This window comes from Cognatiyoonia sp. IB215446, from assembly GCF_033963825.1.
Lineage (GTDB): Bacteria > Pseudomonadota > Alphaproteobacteria > Rhodobacterales > Rhodobacteraceae > Yoonia.
The window spans coordinates 116022-139617 of record NZ_JAXBMD010000002.1 but is presented as its reverse complement, the minus strand read 5'-3'; the positions used below and the strand labels follow the sequence as shown (position 1 = coordinate 139617).

The window sequence follows — 23596 nt, the reverse complement described above, 5'->3', positions numbered from 1 at the left end:
TGCGCAGTTTAACTCTGCGCCGATGAACAAGCGCCTTGCCACCACCTTTATCCTGATCTCGGTCATGCTCGACAGTATGGGGATCGGGCTGATCCTCCCGGTGATGCCCGACCTCATTCAGGAGGTCGAAGGGCAAGGGATCGGGCAGGCGGCTGTCTGGGGCGGTATTCTGGCCACGATCTTTGCCGCAATGCAGTTTCTGTTTGGCCCCACGCTAGGCAGTCTGTCTGACCGCTACGGGCGGCGGCCTGTCCTGATCATCTCGCTAGTCATCATGGCCTTTGACTACGTGCTGATGGCGCTGGCGCATACGATCTGGTTTCTGATCATCGCCCGGCTGATTGGCGGGATCACGGCGGCAACGCAATCCACCTCTGCCGCCTACATGGCTGACATCTCGGAGCCTCATGAAAAAGCTGCGAACTTTGGGTTGATCGGGGCGGCTTTCGGTATGGGCTTTGTGCTGGGGCCTTTGCTCGGCGGGCTTTTGGCCGAGTTCGGCACGCGCGCACCGTTCTGGGCCGCGGCTTTCCTTGCTGCCGCTAACGCGATTTTCGGCTATTTTATCCTGCCCGAAACCGTGACTGATAAGATCCGCCGGCCCTTTGCCTGGCGACGGGCGAACCCGCTGGGGGCGTTCAGGAATATCGGGGCCCTGCCCGGCCTGAAGCGGCTGCTTCTGATCACTTTCGTTTATACGATTGCCTTTTTCGTCTATCCCGGCGTCTGGGCCTATTTCGGCGCCGAGCAGTTTGGCTGGGGCCCAGGCATGATCGGCCTGTCGCTGGGTGTGTTCGGAGTGGGCATCGCGTTGGTACAGGGGCTTTTGATCAAGCCGATCATCAATCGGATCGGAGAGCGCAAGGCCGTGATCCTGGGCCTCTCGATTGATGTGCTGGCATTTGTGGCATTGGGTTTCATCACCAATGGCTGGGTTGCTTTGGCCTTCACACCGCTAACGGCGCTCGGGTCCATCGCCGGACCTGCCTTACAGGGGATCATGTCGCGCACGGCACCTGATGATCAGCAGGGTGAGTTGCAAGGCACCGTCACCTCGATCAACGCGGTCGCGACGATTGTCGCACCCCTCACCGTTACGCAGACCTTCTGGTACTTCACCTCGCAAAACGCCCCATTCTACCTGCCGGGCGCGCCGTTTCTCTTGTCAGCGGTGCTGACCATCGGCTGTATCTTTGTCTTTATGCAGACGCCCAGACCAGCGCGCGCCCGCGTCGTCTAGCGCTAGACGTCCATCGCCCCGTCCCAATCATAGACCACGATATCGCTCGTCTCACGCGCATCAAGCGAGCGATAGAGCGCCCGCGCCGCCGCATTGTCGCCTTCGGTAGCGAGCCAGATGCCTTCGCAACCACGCGCGCGGGCGACCTGCATCAGGGCCGCGCAAAGGCGTTTCGCGATACCGCGCCGCTGATAGGCGTCGCGCACGCCAACCTCGTTGACAAAGAAGGCCGGCGCCTTGTCGGGGTGCAAAAGGACCTGACCGCTTGCCATGCCGACCGCGTGAGCACCGTCAAATGCAAGGATGATCTCATGCAGTGGGTCGTCCACGAATGCGCGCGCCTGGTCGGGCCGCACAGCATAATCAAAAAGGCCGGGCTCAACGGCCATCAACAGGTCCACATCATCTGGACCTAACTGGCGAAGCGTGATTGTGTCGGTCATAAGCGCGCCCTTTCGAAAGTCTCCCCAACATGAAACTTGCCGATCTTGAGGTCATTGTCACGGCCCCGCCAGCACCCGGCTGGGGCGGTGGGTACTGGATCATTCCGAAAGTGACAACGGACACCGGCATCGTGGGCTACGGTGAATGCTATGCGTCCTCAATCGGGCCAGAAGCGATGACGGCCGTGATCAAGGACGTGTTCGCGCGCCACATGGCGGGCGAGAACCCGGAGAATATCGAATTGATGTTCCGCCGGGTCTATTCGGCGGGCTTCACGCAGCGCCCGGACCTTACGGTGATCGGCGCATGGTCGGGATTGGAGATCGCCTGTTGGGACATCCTCGGCAAGGACCGCGACCGGCCCGTGCATGCCCTGATCGGCGGGCGCATGAATGACCGCATCCGCGCCTATACCTATCTTTATCCGCGTCCCACGCATCCGTTGCCGGACTTTTGGGCCAGCCCTGAGATGGCGGCGGAGGTTGCCTTAGGCATGGTTGAAAAGGGTTACACAGCAGTGAAATTCGACCCGGCAGGCCCCTACACGATCCGTGGCGGGCATATGCCATCAATGTATGACATCTCGCTGTCGGTCGCGTTCTGCAAGGCGATCCGAGAGGCGGTGGGGGACCGCGCGGACCTGCTTTTTGGCACCCATGGTCAATTCAGCACCGGCGGGGCGATCCGTTTGGGCAAGGCTTTGGAAGACTATTCACCGCTTTGGTATGAAGAGCCGATCCCTCCCGACAATGTGGCCGAGATGGCCAAGGTTGCCGGGGCCGTCGGCATTCCTGTCGCGACGGGCGAGCGGCTGACGACAAAGGCCGAATTCGCGCCAGTGCTGCGTGCCGGTGCGGCGACGATCCTGCAGCCAGCATTAGGGCGCGCGGGAGGCATCTGGGAGACGAAGAAGATCGCCGCGATGGCAGAGGTCTATAACGCGCAGATGGCCCCGCATCTTTATGCGGGGCCCGTGGAATGGGCCGCGAATGTGCAACTGGCCGCCGCGATCCCGAATATCCTGATGGCCGAAACGATTGAGACCCCTTTCCACAATGACCTGATCAAAGGCACGATCACGGTTGAGAACGGGTATATCCCTGTGCCAACCGCACCGGGTTTAGGGATCGACTTTGACGAAAACCTCGCCCGCGCACATCCTCATGAAGGCGACGGGCTGCATCTGCAGATGCAAGACGACCCGATCAGCTACAGCGAAGTGAACAACTTCGCAGGCGGTGCACCGGTGAAGCAAGAGTAAGATTTGCCGCGCTGATCCTTCGACAGTCCGCGGGATGTCGATCCGACGCTTGTTTCCTGGCAGTTTGATGGTGCAATGATTTTGTGAGGTAGGACTGTGCCACCAAGACCAGCCAGATCGACAGCCCGGCATCGTCCATTGTCTCTCGGACCAATGGCGAGACAATTCCCGATCGATGGATCGGCGCGCTTTGCGCTTGTCCCGATCCCTACTCAGTTCTGCGGCAGCGCGCGGTAACCTTTCACGATCATAGCCATACCCACGCCAGACAGACCCAAACCGCTGAGCATTTCGGGTCTCAGCCAGCGTGACGATGTCCGTCTGACGGTATGCATCGTCACCAAGGCATAGGCGAGAATAGAAACTGCATCGAGTACGAGGAAGATCGCGCCATAGATGATGCTTTGCAGCAAGATGCTGTGGTCTGTCGAAATGAAAGCGGGAAAGAGCGCGACGAAAAACACAATGGCCTTCGGGTTCGACACGCAGGCAAAGAATCCGGCCCAGAATGTTGCCTTGTCAGAGGCCGCAACACTGGCACCCTGTCCCGCCGCCTTGAACGATTGATACGCCATATAGAGGATGAAGATCCCGCCCATGATCTGCAATGGCGGCAGGATCAGGTCCGAGAGCGCGATGAGCACCGTCAGACTGCTCGCGGCGATGGTGATATGCACAATTGTGCCCAGCGCATCCCCCGCCACAGTCACGCAAGCGCCCCGCGTACCGTGCCGTAAGGCTTGTGCTGTTGCAAAGGCGACCGACGGGCCCGGCGTTGCGACGAAAAACAATGTCGTCGTGATAAAGGCGATGAGTAGGGTGATGTCCATGTGATGCCGTCGCTTTCCTCTTATGAGCAGACTAGCAGAGAGAGAACGGCAGAACAGATCGAATTCAGCACCCTCTTTTCATAGAGGACCGCTTAACCTATAGCTGAACTGCGTTCACCAATTTGAGAGCAGCACATGGCCACCAAAACCGAACTCCGCCGTCAGGAATTGCGTGAAAACCTGATCGCCATCGCCGAACGCACGATTGCGCAGAAAGGCCTCACCGCTCTGCGCGCGCGCGATCTGGCGTCGGAGGCCGGCTGCGCCGTGGGGGCGATTTACAACGTCTTTGGCGATCTGACCGATCTGGTCCTCGCTGTGAATGCCCGCACCTTCCACCGCCTGGGGGCCGATGTGGCCGAGGCCTTGGCCGACGCACCGCAAGAGCCGGTGGAGCAATTGGTGATCATGGCGCAGGCCTATCACCGTTTTGCGGCGGAAAACCACCTCAGCTGGCGGGCGCTTTTTGATGTGGAGCGCGCGCCGGGTGAAGCCGCGCCCGATTGGTATCTGCAAGAGATGGGCCAGCTTTTCACCTATATCTCGGACCCTTTGGCCGTGATCTTTCCCGATTACGCGCCGCAGGATCTGGCCCTTTTGACCCGTGCGCTCTTTTCATCGGTCCATGGGATCGTGCTTTTGGGGCTTGATGAGGCCAGTGCCGGCGTGCCGCCCGAAGATATCGACCGCATGATCGCCCTTGTTTTAAGGCAGATGACGGGTAAAGTGTAACTATATGAACATTGTTCACTTTTTTCTTGCGCTTAGGAATGACAATCGCTATCTCTAATTCATGAACAGCGTTCATACGCTGAAATGAAACGGAGAAAACGATGTTCAAGACACTTGCCACATTGATTGTTGGGCAAAATGCACGGGCCGAAGACCGCGTGCGTGACGCCTTTGCAATTGAACTGATCGACCAGAAAATCCGCGAAAGCGAGGGCAGCCTGCGGGCCGCCAAAGCAACGCTCGCCAGCCTGATCCAGCGCCAGCGGTCCGAAGAAAAGCAACGCGCGGCCCTGAAAAACCGCATCACTGACCTCACCAAACGCGCGAAAGAGGCGCTTGAGAGTGATCGTGAGGATATGGCCGAAGAGGCCGCCCGCGCGATTGCGACCATGGAGAATGAGCTGACCTTGCGCGAAGAGACGCTCGACCGGCTGGAACAGAAGGTCATGCGCCTGCGGTCCTCTATCGAAAGCGGCCATCGCCGGATCATCGACCTCAAACAGGGTGCGATCCAGGCCCGCGCCGTCCGCCGCGAACAGAACATGCAGGTGCATATGGTCGCCAACGGTCTGCAGGAGGGTGCCGTGGAAGAGGCCGAAGAACTGATCAACCGCGTGCTAGGCAAGGATGACCCGTTTGAACGGTCCGAAATCCTGGCCGATATCAACCGTGACCTGAACGGAGACAACATCGCCGACCGCATGGCCGATGCCGGCTTTGGCAGCGCCACACGTTCGACTGCCGATGACGTTCTGGCTCGGCTGAAGGCCAGCAAAAAGTAAATACTGACCCAAAATCAAAGGAAAGACACATGTTTAGCAAGAACGACAACTCACTGATTATGTTCGTCAATGGCCTTGGTGTGGCCGTCGCCTACGGGATGCTGGGGGTGTCGCTGTGGCTCTCTACCGATGTGCCGCTTGCCACCAAAGGGTTCTGGGCCATGTCGGTCATGATGCTGACGCTGGCACTCGTAAACTTCGTCAAATATCGCTTTGATGAAAAGATGTCCGAAGACCGCATCAAGCGGATCGAGGACGCCAAGAACGAGAAGCTGCTTGAGGATTACGTGGGCGAACCTCTTTAAGCCCAACCGCGCCCCGCCTGTCGCAAGATGGGCGGGGCTTGCCCCTTCCCAAACGCCCTGCCCTTCGCCAATGTGACCCTTATGAAGTTTCTGCGCCAGTTTGCGGCCCGTATCGTCGGCCAATCCATCCGCATCTTTGCTCGCGCGATCACCGCCGTGCGCGCCGACTGGCAGGGGATCGAACCGGTCCCGAAACAGCGCGTCTATTTCGCCAATCACACCAGCAATGCCGATATGCCGATGATCTGGTCGGTGCTCCCCCCTGCTTTGCGTCGCACCGTCCGCCCCGTCGCCGCCGCCGATTACTGGCTGAAAAACAAGCTGCGCGCTTTTGTGGGCCCCGAGGTTTTCAACTGCGTGCTGATCGACCGTCGGCCAGAGGTGGATGACAAGCCGATGGACAAGATCATCGAAGCCCTCGACGAAGGAGCGTCGCTGATCATTTTCCCCGAAGGCAACCGGAACATGACCGATGATCCTCTGCTGCCGTTCAAAGCGGGGCTCTATAACATGGGTCTTGCTCGCCCAGACGTCGATCTGGTGCCCACCTGGGTCGCCAACCTGACAGCGATCATGCCAAAGGGCGAAGTGATTCCCCTGCCCCTGATCTGCACGGTCACATTTGGCGAACCAATCCATGTGCAAGAGGGTGAGAGCAAGGACGACTTCCTCAAACGCGCCTCTGACGCGCTGGTGGCACTTGCGCCGGAGGACCGAACATGAGCAGCACAACCGAAGATATCCTGCTGCTCGCCTTTGCCAGTTTCGGCATTCTGATCGCGATGACCTTTGTGGGCGAAGTGCTGCGCGCCCGTGAGGAACCGGGTTTCAACAACCCGGTCCTTGATACCTACATGACGCGCGTCCAAAGCTGGTGGGGCATGGTCGCCTTTGTCGGTGCAGCCCTTCTGTTGGGGCGACCGGGAATCATGACCCTGTTTGCCTTCGCATCCTTTGCCGCCTTGCGCGAGTTCCTGACGCTCACTGCGAAGGCGCAGGCAGATCATTTGTCGCTGGCACTGGGGTTCTTTGTCGTCCTGCCACTGCAGTACGTTTTTGTGGGGCTGGGTTGGGACGGACTTTATGCGATCTTCATCCCGGTCTACGCGTTCCTTTTGCTCCCCATCGTCTCGGCACTGCGCGGCAATCCTGATCGGTTCTTGATGCGCGTGGCGGAGACGCAATGGGCGCTGATGATCGCGGTCTTCTGCGTCAGCCACGTGCCAGCGCTCATGAACCTGGAGATCGCCGGATACGGTGACCGTGCTCTCCTTTTGGTGGCCTTTCTGGTGATGGTCGTGCAGCTTGGCGACCTGCTCGAATACTTCTTTGGCCGGAAAATCGGGAAAACGCGGATCGCACATGGCCTCTCACCCAAGACGTGGGAAGGGGTGCTCTGCGGCGTTGTCTCGGCGATGCTGATCGGGGCGCTCCTCAACTGGATCACACCCTTTGGCGTCTTTGGCGCGATGGCGATGGCGGGTGTCGCCTCGCTGGTGGGCATGTTCGGTAGTCTGGTCGTCGCAGCCATCAAGCGCGACCGGGGGGTGAAGGATTGGTCACATCTGATCCCCGGACAGGGCGGCTTTGTCGATCAGCTTGATAGCGTGATCTTTGCCGCGCCGATCTTCTATCACCTGACAAAGTTCTTCTATACTTAGCGCGGTCGCATCCCGAATTGAGGGAGCTTGGACAGGTTCTTGGCCACCAACGTGCCGATCCCGCCCACGTTGTGCCGCCGGATCGCGCGATAATCCTCGCGGCTTTTGCGGATCATATGCGCAAATGAGCGATTGCTGACCCCGCCGATCTTCATCCGCACTATGACGCGCGGAATGTAGGCCAGCCGCACGCCGCCTGTCGTCAAAATCCGTAACATAGCGTCATAATCACCCGAGATCCGATAGCTGGTGTCGTAAAGCCCCGCACGGTCAAAGACCTCGCGCCGGAGGTAAAGCGTCGGGTGCGGCGGCATCCATCCAGCTTTCAGTTTCGCGCGCGCGTAAGGCCCCGCGCGCCAATGGCGGATCACCCGCGTTTCGTCATCGCGCGCCACATATTGCAAGTCTCCGTAGACGCCGTCGATGGCCGGGTCTTGCAAAGTCTCAGCCACCTTCGCTAGGATATCTGGACTGGCGAGATGATCGTCCGCATGCAACAGTCCGATTACATCACCCGTTGCGCGCCTAATTCCTGCATTGATCGCTTCATAGATGCCGCCGTCTGGCTCTGACACAAGCGCCATGTTCGGGTGCCCCGCCTCCTGAAGATAGGCGAGCGTGCCATCCGTCGACCCGCCATCCTGCACCACATGTTCCACGTCCGGTTGGCTTTGACCCAGCAGACTGTCCAGCATCCGCGGCAAAGTCGCCCGCCCGTTCATAACCGCGGTGACAATCGAAATCTTCATGCTGCCACCCGCTCGGGAAGAGGTGTCAGCGTCACGCCCAGCACGGCCTCAATCGCCGCAACCGGGGTCGCATCGTGCTGCGTGATGTAATCCCGCACTTCCATCAGCTTCGTATCGACCAGATAGCGGTACCAGAACCCTTGCAGCACGTGGAAAGCACGCGCCTTACGGCCGTCGAGAAACCCCAGCTGAAAGACATAACGATAAATAAAATAAAGCCCTGCCCGCAGACCGCCTGGCAGGCGTGCATAAGCATGTTCCTTGATCCAGCGCTTGACCGCCGCCTGATCGCGAGGGCGCAGGCCACCAATGCTTTCTTGCGGCAGAAACCCGTATTCCTGGTTCAGCACATCAATCACCTCGCGACTAGCATAGCTATTATGCTTGGCGATCCACCAATCAAGGTTGTTGCGGTTGTCATCAATGATGCAGCCGGAAAACCCGGCGACAGGCCCATCGACAATCGTGTGCTCGTCCATCCACCGATCTTCCACCCGACCTCTACCATTCCGGAAAAGACGCAAAACGCGGATCGGGAACAAGCCACCATGCCGGATTGGCTGGCCCATGAAACACATCTGTCGCCCGATTGAGATACCGGCGACGTCTGGCAAACCGGCTTTGATTTGCGCCGCAAGTTCCGGCGTCACGACCTCGTCAGCATCCAGCCGAAACACCCATGTGTCCTGGCCAGCAATCTGGTCGAGCGCCCAGTTGAATTGCGTGGCGTAGTTGGTCCATGGGTTGTGCCGCACTTCGGCCCCTGCCGCCTTGGCCAATGCCACCGTATTGTCAGTCGCTCCGCTATCGATCACCAGAACACGGGTGGCAAATGCCGCGACAGAGGCGATGGCGCGCTCGATATGTAGCGCTTCGTTCCGGGTGAGGATGATGACGGTGATATCATTCATTGCGCCAGCCTCGCCTGCATCGGGTTACCGGTGCCGATCAGGCCGGGGGCAAGGTTTTTCATCGCCACCGCGCGTGCGCCGAGGATCGCTCGCTCACCAATCACAACGCCGGGGCCTACGAACGCATCCGCACATATCCAAGCATCAGCGCCGATATGGATGGGTGGCCGCAAAAGCGGGCGCGCGGGGTCTCGCCAATCGTGAGTACCGGCGCAAAGATGCGCGTATTGCGAAACAGTGGCGCGCGCGCCGATATGGATCGGACCCAGCGCATAGAGGATCGCGTGATCACCCACGGCGGCATAGTCATCGATGCGCAATTGCCAGGGCATTGTGATCCTGACGCTGGGATAGACATGCACGTTCTTCCCGATATCCGCCCCAAAACGCCGCAAGAGCCAGGCACGCCAACGCCATAGCGGGCGCGGGCTGAACCGGAAAAGCGGCAGACACAGCGCCCAGAGGATACGGGCGACCTGTACCTGACCGCTCCATTTCCGCACGCGGCGATTGGCGGGGATGTCGATCTGCAGGCTCATGCAAGAACCTCTGCCGCGTGGCCCCTGGCAAGGCTGCGATAAAGTGCCGCGAATTGGTCGACCATGGCCGCGGGCGAATAAGCCCGCTGCATCCAAGCGCGCCCACGCATGCCCATCGCGTGCAGGTCGCCCTCAGCCACATCCATGATGACATCGGCCAGGTCATGTTGACTGAGCGTGATGCAGCGCCCGCAGCCCTGCTGATCAAGCCCGGTCCAAGGCGTGTCCGTGGTGGTGATGGCCGGGACCCCATGCGCCAAAGCCTCGGCCACGGCGATGCCGAAGTTCTCAGAATGGCTGGGCAGCACAAAAAGGTCAGCGTTGGCAAAGGCTTGCGCCTTGCGAGCGCCATCCACGTGGCCATGCAATTGCACGTGCGGCATCGCAATTGTCTTGCGGATGAGCGCCCGTTCATAAGCCTCATCGCCGGTGCCGTAGATATCCAAATGCACGTTCGCGGGCAGTTTCTCCATTGCCGCGATCAGGTGATCAATCCCCTTCTTTCGATGCAGGCGGCCCAGACAGATCAGGCGCAGCTGTCCGTCTGGGCTGCGCCGGTGAACACTGCGCGGTATATCTACACAATTTGGGATCAGGGCGGTTTGGATATCGCCCAAACGCGATCGGCTCTGAGTGGCTTCCGTGTCCGATGTGACATGCAGGATGGTCCCCACAGGACGCAAGAGATGCACGGCCCGTTCAAACAGATGCTTGGCCTTGCGGTTTGGCGCGGCCTCCCATTCCGCCGTCGCCTGCAATGCGCCGCGCGGCGACCAGACGACCGGGCGGCCCATCATTGCGGCGAGCAACAGGGTGGGCAGCGTTGGAAAGCTGTAGACCGCCGTCAGATGGACGATATCCGCCCAGGCAATCGCCCGCGGCAATTGGGACAAGAGGCCCGGTGCCACGCTATGACCGGCGATCCGGCGCGCATAGATGGTGGGATAGGGCAGACTCGCTGGTTCAACACGTGATGCGACCGAAGGGGCAGCAGCATCCGTTGTCAAAACCCGCAGATCAAAACCAGCCCGCGCGGCGATTCCATCACAAATCGCCTTTGTCGACCAGATCGGCCCACCCCAATAGGTTGCCGGGTAATAGGACGGGGTCACATGCAGGATCTTCATGCCGCCACCTTCGCGATGGAGGGGCGATGCGCGACGATCCGGGCCGGATTGCCCGCAACGACCACCCCTTCGGGGACGTCCCGCGTGACAATCGCCCCTGCCCCGATGACCGCACCCGCGCCGATCTGCTGACATCCCGGCAGAATGGTGGCACGCATGCCGATCCAGACATCGTTTGCGATGGTTTTTGGCATCTGTTGCGGCGCAGATCGCGGATCGAGACCATGATCATGGGTGTAAATCACCACATCTTCCGAGATCAGGGTGCGGGCCCCGATGGACAGACCGCCCGTCGTATCAAGATGCACGTCTTGATTGATCTGCACGGCATCAGCGATGATCAGCGGCGCCTCCCCCAGTTCAGCGGAGGCATCGACTCCACGCCACAAAAGACACTCCGCCCCGATCCGCACAATGCCCGGATTGGAAAAGCGCACCCCCGCCTGCACGACACTGCCACGCCCCAATTCCGCCAGAACCGCACGGTGGAGCGTGGTTGCCACATGTGCGCCAAGGCGGCGCCAAACCGCGCCAACAAGACGCCCCGCCCAGTAAAGCGGCGACAGGATGAGCTTAAGCGGCATAGGCGGCACTCCTTTGCGGAACGGCGGGAACGCGGTGCAGACGGTAGCGTGGCAGGAAGACCGCGATCATCGCGGCGATCAGGATGAATTGCGCCACGGCACCGACGATGAAGGCGCTGAACGAGGATTGCAGATTGGCCTGGATGAACGGGTAGAAGAGCATCGGGTAAAGAAAGGCGGTGCCAAAGCGCAATGTGGCACCGGAGGACAGCAAAAGTGCTTCGCCCTTGCGAAAGACCCAGCCCATCACAAAGGCGACGGCCAGCCCGGCCCAGCCAAAATTGATAAAAGCCTCACCCGGCCCCGTGACGTTAAAGGCACCGCCAGTCTCAACCCCCATGACATCACGCTTGAAGAAAACGCCCAGATCAATCGCAGGCTTGTCGACCCAGATGGCGCGGGGGATCCAGCCGAAGCTCCACCAGGTATAGCTTTCGCCCATCAGGTAGGTGCCGGGTTCGACGTGATCCGTGACCATGATTGCCGCATTGATATCGAGAAAATAGGTGGATCCCACGATCTGCTCGATCAGGTGGCTGCCGTCGCCACCGTGGCGCAAAGACGTCATGTAAGCCGAGAGCCAGCCAAGGATAATCAGGCCGGCCACGCCAATCAAAACACTGTGCCCGCGCAGGCGCCCACCGACGATCATGAAGGTCGCGATGGCAAAGACCGACAACTCGGCCAGCTCGAACCGGTCGCCCGAAACAAGCGCGATCAGCACCAGCAACAGCCCCAGGACAACAGCCTGCAACTGACTGGACCGCGCGCCAGTGACCAAGCCATGCGCCAAGAGCAATACAAACGCAAATTTAGGAATGATGAAGAATGATTTGAGACCGGCCAGCGTGGCCCCGACCCCATCGGCATTCACGTTAATCTGTTTGGTACTGTTGAGCCCGGCCAAAGCGGAAAGACTCAACCCATCCAGACCGCGCGCCCGCAAGATCAGCATGATTGTGGCGGTAGTCACAGCAAAAGCACAGAGGCTCAGCGCACCGCGCCGGGCTAACCCCGCCGAGATCAATCGCGCGGCATGCAGGTTTGCTGCGCGGTCCGACGGCGCGCAGGCCAGCCGATAGCCGACACAAATCAAATAGATGAAGAGCGCCAGATAGAGCGTTCCGAAAAGTGCGGCATCCGGTGTGTCGATGAAGCGTCGGTAAAAGGCCAATTCGGGCTGAAAGGCATATGCCAAGACTTTTGCAAAGAACCCGAAAAAGCAGAAATAGGCCAGAAGATACATGGGCGAGACAAGGCGCACGAGCCCATGCCGCCCGCCAATCCAAAGCGGGATCAGCGTGGCCGTTGCCGCCAGAAGGATCATCAGGACATGCGCCATGATCCCCCCAAACGTGGCCAGAGAATGGCCGCTGATGTGTCGATCCCCAAGCTGCGCCGCAAGCGGGCCCAGAGAAAGAGCGTGCCTCCGGTCATCGCCGCCGCATAGGCCAGCGCATGAAAGGCAATCCCTTGCCCCGCGCCCCAAATGCCGATGACGGTGAGATAGGTAAAAATGCTGATCCCGCGCGAAATCGCCGCCTGATTGGCCCCTCCACATAAAGTTGCGACCGTCATGCCAGAGGCAAAAGCGACCTGGATCAGGGCACCGATCGCCAGGAAGACAAGCGTCCAACGAGCCAACCCATCCAGCGATTGGCCGATGAGCAGGTCGAACACCGGCAAAGCTGCCAGCAAGGCGCCAAACAAGAGTAGCCCCGGAAGGAACGCGATCTGGCTGCCCTTCGCGCTGGCACGGCTCAGCGCTTCTCGGTCGGCGGTTCCAAACGCGGCAGAGATCGGTTTCGCGCTGACCCAAGTCGCCACCGAGACGGGCAGCGCCACAAGATTGGCCAAGCGCCGGAGTACGGCATAAAGCCCCACCTGCTCTGCTGGCAGCATCGCACCCACGAGCACGATATCGACCTGCGCCAGCCCCATGCCCAACAGAGCTGTCCCCCACAGCGACCATGCGATCCGGTCCGGCCCGCCGCTGTCGCCTAGAAGCGAGCGCCAAGCGCTTTGGCGCAAACACCAGATGAACGCTCCGCCACAAAAGAGCAGCACAATAACAGCAGCCAAAAGCAGGATGTTTTCTGCTGGTGCGCCCAAGGCAGAGAGCCCCGCCAGACCCAGCCCCACAGGTGGTGCGGCATCGCGCAATGCCATGGAGGCCTGCACGCTGCCCAATGCGCGCATGATGCTGGCAAGACATGTGGCCAGATGGACGGCAAGGCCGCCCAGCAGGACCGCCGCCCAATTGACCGTGGGGAGTGTGAGATGCAGAAGGCCAAACCCGACAATCGCAAGTGCCGCAGGCCGCAGGATCACATGGCGCAGCATGCTCCTCTTGCTCATGCCGTGGCCGTCGTTCAGATAGCGAAGCAGGACGAGTGGCGCACCACATGACAGGGCGGTACTCGCGATCATTGCAAGCCCCCAGATCACCGCGAGTTCCCCGAACGCGGCCAAACCCATCAGTGCGGCGAGCCCGATCATCACGCCGAAGTTCATCGCGACGATACCGCCTCGCAACGTCAAGGTGCGCCACGCGCTTGCCGCAGCAATTCTGGAAAGGGTTTTGACGACCATGCGACCTATTCTGAGTGAGCAGGCCATTAACCAAGCGCCCGCACCATTCAGTCGTCAGTTATTGTGATTAATTTAAGGTTAACTCCTTCGTGCTTTGGTAAATCGCAGGTTATCAGTACGACGGATCAGACATCTTCATGTCCTATCACACGCCACCAGAGCCCTTTGCGGTGACGCAATCGGCAGTGATGGAAACCGCGCGGATCGCGCCGCTAGATGTGTTGGGTCTGCTGGCCTGCCTGTGGCGGGGCAAATGGATCGTGGTTCTCAGCGTAACCATAGCAGTGGTGCTGGCGGGCTACTACGCCTTCGCAATCAGCACGCCGCGCTATGCGGCCACGGTCACGCTGCAGGTCGCGAAACCGGTCGAAACCGGCAGCACCTCATTTGATCGACCGCTCAGTGCCGAGATTGCGCAACTGCGGTCGCAATCATTGCTCGACCGTGTCATCGAAGAGCTGGACTTGCTCGATAATCCGTCCTTCAACCGTCACTTAACGCCTATCTCAGCCTGGTCGGTGTCGGGCATACGCGCCACGCTCCGCGAAACACTGTCCGGCCAGGCCCAAGCGATCCCAAATGCGGGCACAATCCAGGCCAAGACACGCGACAATCTGCAAAGCATTGTCAGCGCCCGCGCCGATGAAGAAAGCCGCGTTCTTTCAATCACAGCCATAGCCGGAAGCGAGCAAGGCGCGATCATCGTCGCCAATACGGTCGCAGAGATGTATATCCTCGATCAGGTGGAAACGACACGGGCCCAAACCCAAAACACGATCACATGGCTGACCGACCGCGTCTACGCGCAACAGATTGATCTGGCACGCAAAGAGGCTGAAATCACCGACCTGATCAGCCGCGCGCAGGTCACTGATCAATTGGCGTTCGACGCCTTGAAACGTGAGGCGCTCGACACCGATACACGCCTCCGAGAGGCCCGCGCGACCCTCGCCACCTTACGCAGCGCAGCCGATTCATCGGCGCCCGCATTGGCGAATGCGAGCAGGGTCGAAGGGCAGATCGCAGCACTTGAGGCCATGCGTCAGACCCTTTCCACCCAGTTGACGACGCAATCCGAAGGTCTGGCACAACTCCAGCAACTTCGCCGCGAGGCTGATGCGGCGCGTGTGCTTTACGAAACCTTCCTTGCGCGGCTGCAGGATGCCAGCCTGCAAACCGGTCTTCAGCCGCCACAAAGCCGTATCCTGCGCGCCGCGGGCACAGCAGATTATGTGGCAACGCGCAAGACGCTCCTCGTTGGTCTGGCTGCTTTGCTGGGGGCCGTTCTGGGCATCACCTGGGTCTTTCTGCGCGATGTGCTCTCAACGGGTTTTCGTGAGCCTGTGGCGCTGCGCAATGCCAGTGGCTTGCCAGTCATAGGACAGATGCCGCGCCTACGGTTGCGCAATACTGCGCAATTGCTCGACCACCTCGCGGCCAGTGCCGGACGCGGCAGTCAGGATGCGGCGGCGGCTTTGCGGACGGCCATTCTGGCATCCGGCACTGCGGAGGGTTCAAAGACGATTCTTTGCACATCCAGCACAACGGGCGAAGGGAAGACCCAGCTTTCACTGGCACTTGCGCATTCCTTCGGCGGTTTGGGTAAAGCGGTCTTGCTGATCGACGCGGATGCCGAAAATGGAGGGGTAGCGCGCTATCTGACCCAGAGCCAAAGTCACCCGCTGCAAACGGTGCTCAACGATCAAATCCCGCTCGCGCACGCCGTTCAGCGCGACCCCAGGTGGCATGTTGAGACGCTAACCGCGCATGCTGAAAACCCGGATATCTTCTGCACCGCTGACTTTAGCCGCTTTCTGCACAGGCTCGGCGAACGCTACGATCATATCATCATCAACGCCCCGGCTGTGCTGAGCAGCGTCGATGCCAGGATCCTGGCGCAACATGCCGATCAGGTCGTATATGCCGTACGATGGAGCCAAACGCCGCTTGATCTGATCCGCGCGGGCCAACAGGTACTCTATGATGTGCAGGCCCCCATCACCGGCCTCGTGATGACGCTCGCGGATATGAAAAACCAGCGGCGCGCATCGCGCCACTGGTCACCGTCTTCAAAACGCTTTGCCCAAAGCTAAGCTGGCAGGGCACCTAGTCCACGCGCATTACGTGGCGGCTGAAAAAGCGCAAAGCATCGCCATTGCCAAACCGCAGACCGCCGGGCGCATCGCCGACGATGTAGGCTTTGGCCTGCCAATCAAGCCCGCCGCCTGTCGTTGAGGCATTGAGGTTCGGTCGCAGGAACGCATCAAACTCAGAGACGACATTGCCGGCCCCCGCGACAGCCCCGGCCTCATGGCCATAGGTCAATTGACCCTGCTCCAGTGCCGCCGTCAGACCAATGCGCTGCGCATCTTCAAAGTCGATATTCGGCGGATTGGTCCCCGCATAATCCGACAAAAGAACAGGCGCCGCACCGGCCACCGAAACAGCGTCGAATACCTCGCTGCGGCTTTCCCCATCCCAGCGAACCATTGGCAACATGCCAGCATAGAACCATTCGAACGTGACTTCCGGACCGTTCCCAATGGCCTCGACCGCGTGGGAGATCGCGCCCGGCGTGATCGTTCTGGAGAACTGACAGGTGCCGATCCCGGTACCCGCCTGCAAACGCCAGTTGAGATCCTCGACAATGCTGATCTCACCGCCCACAGACAGCCCGTTGCCAGTGACCGCCGGCAGCCAAGAGGCGCCATCAAGCCGGATCTGCCGCGTCTGCAGCACTTCGTTGCCATGCGTTTGCCCGCCAAGCTCGGTTGCAGAACCGCCAGAGGTAAAGCGCATGGCATATTCGCGCTCTGACGCATAGTCGATGGCCACGAATTTCGGGTAAGTGGGCCGATCATCCACACGCCAGTCGAGAGCCCCATCAGAGGCGATGCCGCCCGTATGCGTCGGCCCATTCGTGCCGCTAACGCCATTGGCGCGCGCCGAATAGTAAAGACCGCCAAACTGCACCTCGTCACCCATCGCGTAAGTGATGCCGGGTTGCCAAAGCGGGGGCAGAATGCGCGGGTCAGCCAAAGTACCGGTGATGGCCACGGCCTCAATCATGATCGCGTTTCCACCGGGGCTCGCCGCACCGCCATTGCTGAGCGTGATGTCATGCTGGCCGGTCAGGCCGCTGGCCACCTTGATCGACTGACGCCTCTGCAGATCAGGCTCAGCATAAGTTGGGAACGCCTTGAACCCCAGCGCGTCGGGATCACCGATCTCATTGACCAATGCCTGATCACCATCGATATCAACACGCACATAGCCGCCGCTTGTCCGCGCCGTGTAATGTACCCAGACATCGTAAGGGGCAGCGCGATCAACGCTCACATTTGCTGTGGCCGTCAGCGACGATGTGCTGACCGCGCGGTTGCCAGTGTAGCTCCCCGACAACCCTGAACCCGAAGATTGCAATTGCGACCAGCCACTGCTGAGCGTGAAATCCCCGACGGGATAGATATTGCGCAGCTCCATCAAGAGCGTTTCGCGCCAGGACAGGCGCGTTGTTGGATCGTTGTTGTCAAGCTGCATCCAGGCGGCATGGGTCTCGGACAATTCTGTCCAGATCGACAAGCCGCCATTGGCACCGGGTGCTACGGCCACGTGCTGACCGGTTCCCTGCTGAAAGAAGGCAGCCAAAGGCTGCGGATCAGGAACGCCCCGCTGCCCTGATCCGGGGGAAAGCGCCAAACCGATCATGGCTTAGTACCACGCGATCAGCTGTGCCGTGGTTCCCGTGGCCAAAACCCGTTCAGCACGGATGCTAAGGACGGCGCCCGCACCAACCTCATAGGTGACAGCTTCGCCGGCAGCGTCCTGAATGGCCACGCTGCCGGCCACGTTTACATAGAATGCGCGCGGGCGCACCGGCAAATCGGCCGTATCGGATGGCACCACGGCGTAATGCGCCACGGCGGGCGCGGTCAAATTGACGTAATCGGTCTCAAAAGGATCGGACATCGGTCTCTCCACATTGGTTGAGACACCAGCCCTAAGGTTGCAGCCTTTCTACCGGGTTGGTCGGGCGCGCGTTCGCCCGCGCAACATGTCAGCTTCCTTGGCGCGCGAGGATCACACCAAGCGTGCGCCATGTGATCCAAAAATCAAAGGCCAGACTGGCATGCCGAATGTAATGCGCATCGGCCGCCACTTTGCGCTGAATACCTTCGAGCCCGTCAACATAGCCGATCTGCGTCTGCGCCAGGCCCGTGATACCCGGTAAAACCTGATGTCGGTCGCGATATCCCGGAATTTCGCGCACATAGACACAGGCATGGGCATAGCTGTCGGGGCGCGGTCCGATCATGCTCATCTCGCCACGCAAGACATTGATGATCTGTGGCAACTCATCAATGCGAAAGCGCCGCAACCATCGGCCCAGTTTGGTGATGCGATCCCTCTCAAGTGCGTCAAAAGCGCCGCGCGATTTGGCCGCTTTTGGCGACATGGACCGAAACTTGTAGGCCGTAAAGGGGCGGCAGCCCAAACCCATCCGTTCCTGACGAAAGATCAATGGCCCCCTGTTCAAGAAAGGATTGAGCAGCAACAAACCAATGGCGCAAAACGCAAGGGGGACCGTCAATACCATCGCAATCACCCAATCGAAGACGCGCTTTTGCAGCCGCCGCGGCGCAACATCTGCCGCTGGTGTATTTGGGCTGGCATCGCCTGCCAGCACGTCATCCCATCCGTCACTTCGAAAATCAAACATCGCGAATACCACATCCCAGCAAGGAAAATTCTCGGCGCCAGCACCGCCGCATGGTTAACAAATGTGAAACAGTGGGATTAAAGAGAGGTGAATCCGGACCTGAGATTCGTCGCGAAAATCATTGATTCAAAATGAAAATGCTTAACACGTATTAGGATTCGCAACCAATAGGTGCGTGTCGCTCCGGGCGGCAATCTAGAGATAAGTGGCGATCCGGGAAGGACTCGAACCCTCAGCCTGCTGATTAGAAGTCAGCTGCTCTATCCAGTTGAGCTACCGGACCGCTGTGGCACGTATGACTTGGGTTTGACGCCTTTGGCAAGGCCGAACATACTTGTTGGGAAGAGAGAAAATCCACTCCAGCATTCATTGCAGCTGTGACGGCAAGTGTTTGACGCCCTCATCGTTGTGGTCGGAGGTTGATTGATAAAGGCCGCTTTCTTTGGCTGGTTGGCGACAGCTTAAGGTCGGTCTACCACTTTGCGTTGGTCTTGGGACGCAATTTTGCAAATGCGCGCAACCATCTCCTCATTACCCTTCGACTACATGGAATCATCCTGACCAGCGTGTTTGAGGACGCATACATCAACAGTCGCTGTGTCGGCGTGTAGTAGGCAACGCCTCTGTCACCGCCGCTTTCGAAAGCGCGTTCCGTAAGCACGTCACCCAGTATATCCGGTCCAGCCTCGCGCATGGGTGGGGCGGAGTACGCGTCGCTCCGATTAAACAAGCCAGAGACTTTCCAAATCGGCAATCGCGATAGGACCGGAACTCAAATGCAATACAACAGAACGCGCGATGGCGGATTTGATCTAAATCACGATCTAACGTAAGTCGATGGAGCGTTCCAAACGCTGAGACTACCTAGTGCGTCCAGGCACCACGACGGTTCGTTGCAAAGTTCTCGCCGTAGCCGCCAGGGCGTATATTCGGTTTGCGCGGCTTGGGCTGCTGCACACTCGCCTCGATCCCATGCTCTTTGGCATAGTCGAGCGCCGCCTCTTTGCTATCGAATTCCAACCGCACCTGTGATTGCGTGTCCGACGATGATGTCCATCCCATCAGCGGGTCGACCTCTCTCGCGCTGGCCGACACATATTCCAAAACCCAATGCTTGGTCTTTGCCGTCCCCGACGACATCGCCGTTTTTGCGGGTCTAAAGATTCGTGCACGCATCGCAAAGCTCCGTTAGATGCAGGTTATATGTGCCAACAGGCGATGGCACGCAAGCGTCGCTGCATCCGGCGCGTCAAATTCACCATGCTTGCCCGCATGGTTCTGACCAGCATTCATCGCCGCGCCCACTCCCCACCGCGCATGACAGGCACGCGCTCGCCGGTTTTGGTGATCCCGTCAATATCAACCGCGTCAGACCCCATCATCCAGTCCACATGAATGATGCTTTGGTTCCCGCCCTTTTGTTTGAGTTCATCGGGCGTCAACGTTGACCCGCCTTCGATTGTGTCAGCATAGCACTGACCAAGCGCGATATGGCAAGACGCGTTCTCATCAAAAAGCGTGTTGTAGAAGAGCAGTCCGGATTGGCTGATCGGGCTCGAATGCGGCACAAGCGCCACCTCGCCAATCCGGCTAGCCCCATCATCGGTCTTGAGCAGGGCCTGCAGCACATCCTCCCCCTTGCTCGCCGTCGCCTCAACAATCCGCCCCGCTTCGAACCTCACAGCAATGTCTTCGATCACATTGCCCTGATGTGCCAACGGCTTGGTCGCAGCAACGACACCCTCAACCTTGTAGGCATGCGGACAGGTAAACACCTCTTCCGTCGGAATATTCGGCTGACACACGACACCGTTCAACGCGGGCGACGCCCCACCCTTCCAGATGTTACCATCCGCCAGCCCCAAATGCAGATCCGTACCCGGACCGGTATAATGCAATGCGCTGAAGTTCTGCGCATTCAACCAATCCACCTGTTCCTGCAACCGCGCGCTATGTGCGTTCCAATTGACCAAGGGGTCCTCCCCATCCAGCCGTGAGGCCGCATAGATCGCGTCCATCAGTTTGCCCTGCGCTTCCTCAACAGGCACATTAGGATAGACACGCGCCGCCCATGCCGCACTTGGATAGGCGACAATATTCCAGTTCACTTCAAATCCAACGATAGGCTCCATCGCAGGTTTGGAGGCGATGGCATGCGCCTTGCTCACCCGCGCAACCTTTGCCGGGTCTTGCTCTGCTAGCAGCATCGGATCGTCACCCGTGATCGCCATCCGAGCCGCACCGCCTTTGAAAGCGGCCGCCATCCCCTCGAATAGCCATTTAGGCGCACGATCAAAGCTCTCATCACTGGCATTTTCATAGCGTGCGAGCGTGATTTCATCGTCACTAAAGAAAGGCGTTACCAACCCAGCACCAGCCTTGTAAGCGTGCACGGTGATACGCCGCACAAGCTCCAGGGCCGCAATTGGCGCGGTAATCAGTAAATCCTGACCGGGTTGCAGGTTCACACCGATACGCACTGCAACATCTGCAAGACGATCAAGTTTTTCGGGATCAATATGGGCGGACATCGACGCGTCTCCTTCTGCAGTCTTATCGAGGATACGACCAGTCCGCGGCAGATGCACGATGTCTTGTACATTTGATGGCAGCACACCGCACAGCGTTAAAATTACAAGCAATTTTAGACATTAATCAAAAAGCAAGAGCACGGCTCTAGAGTGCTGAAGCGCTCGAGAGCTTCTTCGGGTGGCTGACAGTTGATTTGGAGTTGTTTGATGCTGAAACGAAACGTAACGACACTGGCCTTCTTGGTCGCCGCACAGGCCGCAACGGCAGACGAATTTGCCCCGGCGCTTGAGGCCTATCTGCATAGCAACGTCACCGCATGGGCCACGGACCCTGTGATTCTCGACGCATTACGCAGCGCGAATTCGCGCACCGGGGACTTCGATTCTGATCAGATCCTCGCGCTTGACCAAGCATGGCGTGCTGAGGTGGGACAAAGCAACACGCCAACGATCGAGCCAATCCTGAACAATGCAGCCGCTGATTTTCTACGAGGTCAGGTGGATGCGTCAGGTGGGGCAATTTCCGAAATCTTCATCATGGATTCCGTCGGCCTAAACGTCGCCACATCGGCAGTCACCTCCGACATGTGGCAGGGTGACGAAGCAAAGTTCACCCAGACTTACAGTGCTGGTCCGGGCGCGACCCATATCGGCGAGGTCGAGTTCGATGAATCCGCGCAGACATATCTCGGCCAGGTATCAATGGCCATCAGTGATCCAGCTACCGGCGAACTGCTAGGTGCCGTGACCGTCGGCGTCAATGCCGAACAACTCTTTTAATACGATAATATCAGGCTGATCATCCCATGGCGTTTAGTGATCTGACTGGGGCAATCGGTGCCTCGACCAAGTCGATATATGCAAAGTGTCTTTGGATTACGGCAATGATCACATTGATCATTGTCGCCGGATTGAGTTTCCAGAATGCGCGATCAACGGCAATTGTGGCGCATGAGGGTGTCAAAGACTTAGCTGTGACAGCCACAAACAATACTGCCGGGCGACTTGGCGCGTCTATTCGCTTTGGAAACGTTGACGAGTTGAATGCACAGATTGGCGATCTGATTTCTGCATCAAATGGGCGCGCAGACGGCGCTATCATTCTTTCAGAGGATGGCCAAATACTCGCTGAGGCCGGCAGCCCTGACGTGGCAGCGCTACGAACACTCGCACAATCCGCTCTCCGAGATAATGTGGATGCCCAGAATAGTGACGACCTCGATTTTGCGTATCGCGTTGGATTTGGACAGGAAAACAGCACAGTTGGTATCCTTGCGGTCAGCTGGACTGCAGAACCGATCATGGCAAGGTTGCGCGCGCAGACCCAACAAAAACTGGCAGTTGCACTCACACTACTCGCGGTCTTGCTGACAGGTTCCACGTTTCTCCTACGCCGCATTTTGGGACAACCTTTGCGTCGATTGGAATGCTCGATGCAAGCCGTGGCCTCCGGCAACTACACGGAGGCTATTAGCGACACCGCGCGCCAGGATGAAATCGGGCGGCTCGCGAAGAATCTGGACCAAATGCGCCAGGGGCTGGAAGGGGCGGCTCACGCCGCAGAAGCAGTCAGCTTGGACCAACGCGAACAGGAAGAGGTCATTGCAACGCTCACCCAAGGTCTGAGAAGTCTAGCTGCGGGCGACATGAAGGTACGCATCGATCACGACTTCTCAGCCAAGTATGAGCAACTCAGAAGCGACTTCAACAACACCGCGTCAACGCTGCATGATACCTTGCAGGCGGTGGTGAGCAATGCGCGCCTGATCCAGGACGAGGCAGAGGATATCGGCCGCCAGTCGGGAGAGTTATCGCAACGCACTGAGACACAAGCGGCGACGCTGGAGGAAACCGCGGCAGCCCTTGATGAGCTTACAGGAAACGTCAAAACTGCTGCTGATGGGGCGAAAGAGGTGGAAAACATTGTTAACACCACTCGCACAGAAGCCGACGCGAGCGGTGAAATCGTCAAGCAAACAGTGACGGCCATGTCTGAAATCGAGGATTCCTCACGGCAGATTTCTACGATCATCTCTGTCATTGATGACATTGCATTTCAGACCAACCTGCTGGCGTTGAACGCTGGCGTCGAGGCGGCCCGTGCAGGCGAGGCCGGTCGCGGCTTCGCAGTTGTTGCATCTGAAGTCCGTGAACTTGCGCAACGGTCTTCTGAGGCAGCACAACAAATCAAGGACCTGATCAGCGGAAGTTCGGAACAAGTCGCTCGTGGTGTGAAGCTTGTCGATGAAACTGGTTCCGCACTCATGGCCATCACGGAGCGCGTCGCGAACATCTCGACACTCATGTCCAATATGGCGTCAGGTGCGACGGAACAGTCACGCGGTCTGGCCGAGATCAACCTAGGGGTCGGACAACTCGACAAAGTCACACAGCAAAATGCCAGCATGGTCGAAAGTGCGGACGTGGCCAGCCAAACACTTCGGCAACAGGCCGCGGCACTCAATGAAATCGTCACAGCGTTTGAAATCGACGAACCGGGAGCTGTTGTGCAAACCCATCGCGCCGCATAGGGACAAAACGGAAACATTCGCACATTGCAGGGGTTGAAAATCGGCCGCGAAACATGA

General features: G+C 58.9%; 24 protein-coding genes and 1 tRNA gene. 10 read left to right on the top strand and 15 right to left on the bottom strand.

Going from position 1 to position 23596, the window contains the following annotated elements; all coding sequences use genetic code 11:
- The first annotated feature begins 22 nt into the window (after window positions 1-22).
- A complete protein-coding gene (locus SLH49_RS08070) occupies window positions 23-1240 on the top strand; it encodes a TCR/Tet family MFS transporter (RefSeq protein ID WP_320268658.1) in 1218 nt (405 codons plus the stop codon).
- 2 nt (window positions 1241-1242) lie between these two features.
- Here SLH49_RS08070 and SLH49_RS08065 read toward each other — a convergent pair whose 3' ends face one another.
- The gene (locus SLH49_RS08065; protein WP_320268657.1) at window positions 1243-1683 is read right to left on the bottom strand and encodes a GNAT family N-acetyltransferase; all 441 of its coding nucleotides are present in this window, start codon (window positions 1681-1683) and stop codon (window positions 1243-1245) included.
- A gap of 29 nt (window positions 1684-1712) precedes the next feature.
- Here SLH49_RS08065 and SLH49_RS08060 point away from each other — a divergent pair, with 29 nt between their 5' ends.
- Window positions 1713-2945, top strand: a complete 1233-nt coding sequence (locus SLH49_RS08060) for a mandelate racemase/muconate lactonizing enzyme family protein (protein ID WP_320268656.1) — start codon at window positions 1713-1715, stop codon at window positions 2943-2945.
- A gap of 212 nt (window positions 2946-3157) precedes the next feature.
- Here the strand turns inward: SLH49_RS08060 and SLH49_RS08055 are convergent, their stop codons facing one another.
- Window positions 3158-3775, bottom strand: coding sequence for a LysE family translocator (locus SLH49_RS08055; RefSeq protein ID WP_320268655.1), 618 nt, complete (start codon window positions 3773-3775; stop codon window positions 3158-3160).
- 135 nt (window positions 3776-3910) lie between these two features.
- On the opposite strand from SLH49_RS08055, the gene SLH49_RS08050 reads away from it, so the two are divergent.
- The 5 genes from SLH49_RS08050 (at window position 3911) to SLH49_RS08030 (ending at window position 7255) form a co-directional block, all read left to right on the top strand.
- Window positions 3911-4507, top strand: a complete 597-nt coding sequence (locus tag SLH49_RS08050) for a TetR/AcrR family transcriptional regulator (RefSeq protein WP_320268654.1) — start codon at window positions 3911-3913, stop codon at window positions 4505-4507.
- A 101-nt stretch (window positions 4508-4608) separates the two neighbouring features.
- The gene (locus SLH49_RS08045; RefSeq protein WP_320268653.1) at window positions 4609-5289 is read left to right on the top strand and encodes a PspA/IM30 family protein; all 681 of its coding nucleotides are present in this window, start codon (window positions 4609-4611) and stop codon (window positions 5287-5289) included.
- Between the two features lie 29 nt (window positions 5290-5318).
- On the top strand, window positions 5319-5594 hold the full coding sequence (locus SLH49_RS08040; RefSeq protein ID WP_320268652.1) for a hypothetical protein: 276 nt from the start codon (window positions 5319-5321) through the stop codon (window positions 5592-5594).
- Between the two features lie 81 nt (window positions 5595-5675).
- Entirely contained in the window at window positions 5676-6317 is a 642-nt protein-coding gene (locus tag SLH49_RS08035; RefSeq protein WP_320268651.1) for a lysophospholipid acyltransferase family protein, read from the top strand.
- The gene (locus SLH49_RS08030) at window positions 6314-7255 is read left to right on the top strand and encodes a phosphatidate cytidylyltransferase (RefSeq protein WP_320268650.1); all 942 of its coding nucleotides are present in this window, start codon (window positions 6314-6316) and stop codon (window positions 7253-7255) included. Before SLH49_RS08035 ends, SLH49_RS08030 begins: the two co-directional genes overlap by 4 nt.
- Here SLH49_RS08030 and SLH49_RS08025 read toward each other — a convergent pair.
- The 7 genes from SLH49_RS08025 to SLH49_RS07995 are packed head-to-tail and all read right to left on the bottom strand — an operon-like array spanning window position 7252 to window position 13757.
- The gene (locus tag SLH49_RS08025; protein ID WP_320268649.1) at window positions 7252-8004 is read right to left on the bottom strand and encodes a glycosyltransferase family 2 protein; all 753 of its coding nucleotides are present in this window, start codon (window positions 8002-8004) and stop codon (window positions 7252-7254) included. The genes SLH49_RS08030 and SLH49_RS08025 overlap by 4 nt on opposite strands.
- A complete protein-coding gene (locus SLH49_RS08020) occupies window positions 8001-8915 on the bottom strand; it encodes a glycosyltransferase family 2 protein (protein WP_320268648.1) in 915 nt (304 codons plus the stop codon). Before SLH49_RS08020 ends, SLH49_RS08025 begins: the two co-directional genes overlap by 4 nt.
- Window positions 8912-9454: an acetyltransferase gene (locus tag SLH49_RS08015; protein WP_320268647.1), complete on the bottom strand. Its 543-nt coding sequence runs from the start codon at window positions 9452-9454 to the stop codon at window positions 8912-8914. The genes SLH49_RS08020 and SLH49_RS08015 overlap by 4 nt, the downstream gene beginning before the upstream one ends.
- Window positions 9451-10581, bottom strand: coding sequence for a glycosyltransferase (locus SLH49_RS08010; RefSeq protein WP_320268646.1), 1131 nt, complete (start codon window positions 10579-10581; stop codon window positions 9451-9453). Before SLH49_RS08010 ends, SLH49_RS08015 begins: the two co-directional genes overlap by 4 nt.
- Window positions 10578-11165 carry an acyltransferase gene (locus tag SLH49_RS08005; RefSeq protein WP_320268645.1) on the bottom strand — a complete coding sequence of 196 codons (588 nt, stop codon included), beginning with the start codon at window positions 11163-11165 and terminating at the stop codon, window positions 10578-10580. The genes SLH49_RS08010 and SLH49_RS08005 overlap by 4 nt, the downstream gene beginning before the upstream one ends.
- Window positions 11155-12507 (bottom strand): oligosaccharide repeat unit polymerase, encoded by a 1353-nt coding sequence (locus SLH49_RS08000; RefSeq protein ID WP_320268644.1) that lies wholly within the window; start codon window positions 12505-12507, stop codon window positions 11155-11157. The genes SLH49_RS08005 and SLH49_RS08000 overlap by 11 nt, the downstream gene beginning before the upstream one ends.
- The gene (locus tag SLH49_RS07995; RefSeq protein ID WP_320268643.1) at window positions 12492-13757 is read right to left on the bottom strand and encodes a hypothetical protein; all 1266 of its coding nucleotides are present in this window, start codon (window positions 13755-13757) and stop codon (window positions 12492-12494) included. The genes SLH49_RS08000 and SLH49_RS07995 overlap by 16 nt, the downstream gene beginning before the upstream one ends.
- A gap of 137 nt (window positions 13758-13894) precedes the next feature.
- Between SLH49_RS07995 and SLH49_RS07990 the strand changes: the two genes are divergently transcribed.
- Window positions 13895-15850 carry a polysaccharide biosynthesis tyrosine autokinase gene (locus tag SLH49_RS07990; RefSeq protein WP_320268642.1) on the top strand — a complete coding sequence of 652 codons (1956 nt, stop codon included), beginning with the start codon at window positions 13895-13897 and terminating at the stop codon, window positions 15848-15850.
- Window positions 15851-15863: 13 nt separating this feature from the next.
- Here the strand turns inward: SLH49_RS07990 and SLH49_RS07985 are convergent, their stop codons facing one another.
- The 6 genes from SLH49_RS07985 to SLH49_RS07960 all read right to left on the bottom strand — a co-directional run bounded on the left by SLH49_RS07985 (window position 15864) and on the right by SLH49_RS07960 (window position 21008).
- Window positions 15864-17465, bottom strand: a complete 1602-nt coding sequence (locus SLH49_RS07985) for a hypothetical protein (RefSeq protein ID WP_320268641.1) — start codon at window positions 17463-17465, stop codon at window positions 15864-15866.
- A 3-nt stretch (window positions 17466-17468) separates the two neighbouring features.
- The gene (locus tag SLH49_RS07980) at window positions 17469-17726 is read right to left on the bottom strand and encodes a spike base protein, RCAP_Rcc01079 family (RefSeq protein ID WP_320237399.1); all 258 of its coding nucleotides are present in this window, start codon (window positions 17724-17726) and stop codon (window positions 17469-17471) included.
- 88 nt (window positions 17727-17814) lie between these two features.
- Window positions 17815-18477: a sugar transferase gene (locus SLH49_RS07975; RefSeq protein WP_320268640.1), complete on the bottom strand. Its 663-nt coding sequence runs from the start codon at window positions 18475-18477 to the stop codon at window positions 17815-17817.
- Window positions 18478-18683: 206 nt separating this feature from the next.
- Window positions 18684-18760, bottom strand: a tRNA-Arg gene (locus tag SLH49_RS07970).
- Window positions 18761-19341: 581 nt separating this feature from the next.
- A complete protein-coding gene (locus tag SLH49_RS07965) occupies window positions 19342-19653 on the bottom strand; it encodes an ETC complex I subunit (protein WP_320268639.1) in 312 nt (103 codons plus the stop codon).
- Window positions 19654-19766: 113 nt separating this feature from the next.
- Entirely contained in the window at window positions 19767-21008 is a 1242-nt protein-coding gene (locus SLH49_RS07960) for an aminopeptidase (protein ID WP_320268638.1), read from the bottom strand.
- A 207-nt stretch (window positions 21009-21215) separates the two neighbouring features.
- On the opposite strand from SLH49_RS07960, the gene SLH49_RS07955 reads away from it, so the two are divergent.
- Window positions 21216-21788 (top strand): hypothetical protein, encoded by a 573-nt coding sequence (locus tag SLH49_RS07955; RefSeq protein ID WP_320268637.1) that lies wholly within the window; start codon window positions 21216-21218, stop codon window positions 21786-21788.
- Between the two features lie 104 nt (window positions 21789-21892).
- On the top strand, window positions 21893-23539 hold the full coding sequence (locus tag SLH49_RS07950) for a methyl-accepting chemotaxis protein (protein ID WP_320268636.1): 1647 nt from the start codon (window positions 21893-21895) through the stop codon (window positions 23537-23539).
- Window positions 23540-23596: the final 57 nt, after the last annotated feature.